Consider the following 2,431-nt stretch of genomic DNA (forward strand, 5'->3'; position numbering starts at 1 on the left):
GGTCATGGGGCCCCGCACGCGCCCGCCTCCGGCACCGCCCGCCGCGGCCGCCCGCACGGCGCCCGCCAACGCCGTGCCCAGCGGCGCCGCCAAGGCGAGCGCGCCACGCTCCTTGTGGGCGAGCAGGGCCGCGCGCACGGCGTCGGCGTACGGAGCGGCCGCCCACACGCCGGGAAGCCCTTCGGGCTCCGGTTCGGGCCGTACGCGTACCACCGGCCGTCCGTGGAGCGACCGGGCGCAGACATCGCACAGGACCGCACGGGCACGGCCGCAGCCGGCGCAGGCCACCGGCAGTACGAGCCCGGTGATCTCCTGCCACCATCTCCGCACGCCTTCCACTGTGGCGTGCCCCGCGGCGGCTCGCCACCCCTGTGGACAACCCTGCGCGGGATACGTTCGCGCAGGTCATCCCGGGTATACGGGGGCGGTTCCCTTCTCGACCATGGGCTGCCAGTTGACGCCGGAGCGGAGCCTGACGAGGCCGTCGTCGGCGGAGGCGACGAGGGGTGCGCGTTCGTCGCTGGCGGCGGCGACGGCCTTGACCTGGTTGAGGCCGGGGATGAGGGCGGCGGAGGCGGAGCCGTCGGTCTGGAGGTAGCGGACCTGCTGCACGCCGCCCGCCTGCTTGGCGAGGACGACGAGGCGGCTGGGCCCGGCCCAGGAGACGGACGTCACCGACTCCATGCGGGGTGCGACCGCCTGGAGGTCGACGACGGAGACCTTCTGGCGGCCGCCGGCGGTCTGCCGTTGGACGCGGCCGATCTGGAGGGTGGTCCTGCCCTTCTCGGTGAGGCGCAGGGCGATGCGCACGCCGTCCTCGGAGAGACGCAGTTCCTCGATGCGGACGCCCTCGTCGAGCCAGGGCGTGGTGACGGTGAGCGGTTCGCCGGTGCCGCCGCGGAGGAGGAGCAGCCGGGGGTCGGCGGGGTCGCGGTCGGCCACCCACAGGTCCTTGCGGCCGTCCCAGCTGGGTGCGGAGAGCCGGTCGGCCGGTCGGGCCCCCCGGCTGGTGACGAGGGGTTCGGGAAGGCCGGAGTCGGACTGGATGGAGGTGACGCGCAGGGTCCGGCCGTTTTCGGACACGGCGGCGGCGTGCCTTTCGTCGCGGGCGATCGCGGCGGTCTCGACCTTCGCGGTCCCGTCTCCGAAGGGGCCGCGGACGGGCCGGGGTTCGACGGTCTCCTTGGCGCCGGGGAGCAACTGGGCGAGCCTGCCCTGGGCGTCGACGAAGTAGGGGGTCTCCCGGAGATCGGGGGTGGGGTCGGCCATGAAGTCGGGTTTCCGGTCCTCGTGCAGGGTGCACAGGGATCGGCCGTCGGCGCGCTGGAGTTCCACCTGCCGGACTCGGTTGGACGCCAGGTCTCCGACGGTGAAGAGGACTTGGGCGGCCATCCTGCGGCACTGTTCGTGGTCGACGTGGTTCGCTTTGTCGTTGAGCGGGACCCTGAGGGTGTTCCGGTCGTCGGTGGTGAGGACGGTGGTGTCCTTCTTCAGTTCCGTCCCGTCGGGAAAGCGGGTGTCGACGACCGGCCTGAGCCAGCTCGTCGGTCCTTCGAGGAGCGCTTCGACGGTCTGCGCCAGGGAGTCCATGCCGGTGACGGGGTCCTGGCGTTTCCGGATGTACACCGGGTCGGCGACGACCCAGTTCCTGCCGGACGCGAAATAGTACTTGTTGACGGACCGGTAGTTGCGCTGGAAGTCGGATTCGCTGAGGAGGAGGCCCTGCGGGAGGACGTCGATGCGCCATTCCTTCTGCTTGCCGTCCGCGGAGCGCTGCTGTACGAGCTGGATGAATTCGCTGTAGGTGACGGAGCCGAGCGGCTGGTAGGCGTGCCGTTCGTCGACGGTGGCCACCGTGCGGCCGGAAAGGCGGTAGAGGAGTGTCTGGGAGGTGCCGGGCGCGGCGTGCTCCTGGCGTGCGGGGCCGCCGCGCTGGGGGACGGGGGCGGTGCTGAGGACGGTGGTGCGTTCCTCGGGCTTCCAGGTGCGGGCGGCCTGCTTGGTGAGGTACTTGCGGGCGGTGGCGAAGCCGGGGTCGTCGCCGGTCATCGCTTCGAGGAAGCCCTCGACGATCTCTGCGGGCTCGGCGTTCTCGCGCGGCGGCACGGGATAGACGCGTACCTGGGAGTCGCCCTGCCGTGATGTCCTGACGCCGCTGACGTCTCCGCTGTCGGGCATGGAGGCGCAGCCGGCGAGGAGGGCGGCCGCGCCGAGGAGCGCGGTGCCGCGTGTCGTTCGCCGGGGGGTGCGGCGGCGGTCAGTGCCCACGGGTGGTGTCCTTCCGTTCCGTCCCCTGGTCCTGCGGGGTGTCGTCGCCGGTGGGTTCGGTGCCGTGTCCGCGTGCGACGACGCGGGTGCCGTTTCCGGGGAGGGCGGTGGGGTCGGCGTGCGGCCGGCGCGGTGACGTGTCGGGCCGGGGCGGTACGGGGAG

At 72.8% G+C, this 2,431-nt stretch carries 1 protein-coding gene and 1 pseudogene; both read right to left on the reverse strand.

The window, feature by feature from the left end:
• A pseudogene (locus tag MW084_RS10520) lies at positions 1-330 on the reverse strand (ComF family protein); the annotation flags it as partial.
• Between the two features lie 75 nt (positions 331-405).
• Entirely contained in the window at positions 406-2,268 is a 1,863-nt protein-coding gene (locus MW084_RS10525; protein WP_010473969.1) for an LpqB family beta-propeller domain-containing protein, read from the reverse strand.
• Positions 2,269-2,431: the final 163 nt, after the last annotated feature.

This window comes from Streptomyces sudanensis, assembly GCF_023614315.1.
In the GTDB taxonomy this organism is placed as follows: Bacteria; Actinomycetota; Actinomycetes; order Streptomycetales; family Streptomycetaceae; genus Streptomyces; species Streptomyces sudanensis.